Annotated in this window: 1 protein-coding gene; it reads left to right on the forward strand. The window is 36.7% G+C overall.

Going from position 1 to position 837, the window contains the following annotated elements; all coding sequences use genetic code 11:
• The coding region (locus DYY66_RS10220; protein WP_166288944.1) for a hypothetical protein at positions 1-837 on the forward strand (837 nt) is incomplete at both ends.

Here is an 837-nt window from a genome sequence, read left to right on the forward strand (position 1 = left end):
AATTGCATTACTGGCATTACATCCTTTCTTGCACCATCAAGAAGAATCAATACCACAATGGATCAAAAAAGATGCCAACCTTTGGCATGATGGAAAAATCTCAGAGGAAGAATTTGTTAACATTATAAAATGGTCAGTAGAAAATAAAGTTGTACCAATAAGATATGCTGTTACAAGCAATCACACCAAACAAGAGACACCGCAGGAATTCAAGAACATATCATACTTTTGGAGCACAGGTCTAGTCTCTGACAAGGACTATGTTGGAACAATAAGATACTTGATAAAAAATGATGTCATAAAAATGAATGATGTTTTTGTCTCAAAAATGAACAAAGATATGAAAAGTGTATCAGTATTTAACGAGACCAGAAAATCAGTAGTTGTAATACCTGTTCTTACGTCTAGTGCATACTCTGAAAAAGGATTCTATGCACATTACCGAGGAGAGTGTAATGGTTGTCTTACTGTAAAGATACGTGATGGTATCCATACGTTAGTGGACAGCTCTAACGGAGTAAAGGTGCTAAAGTCGCTTGGATATGGCACCATCACAGACATCGACATTGACAAAAATCCACATGTATTGGATCAGTATGACAAGGTGATTGTATTACACAACGAGTATGTCACACAGAGAGAGTTTGATGCGATAACTAGCCACAAGCATGTCATGTATCTTTATCCAAATTCGCTCTACGCCAAGGTGACAATAAACTACTGGAATGATACTGTAACACTTGTCAGAGGTCATGGATATCCAAATAGTACCATAAGAAATGGTTTTGACTGGAAGTTTGACAATTCCAAGTTCGAATATGACAGAGAGTGTAAAGA

Source organism: Candidatus Nitrosotalea sp. FS (assembly GCF_011319475.1).
In the GTDB taxonomy this organism is placed as follows: domain Archaea; phylum Thermoproteota; class Nitrososphaeria; order Nitrososphaerales; family Nitrosopumilaceae; genus Nitrosotalea.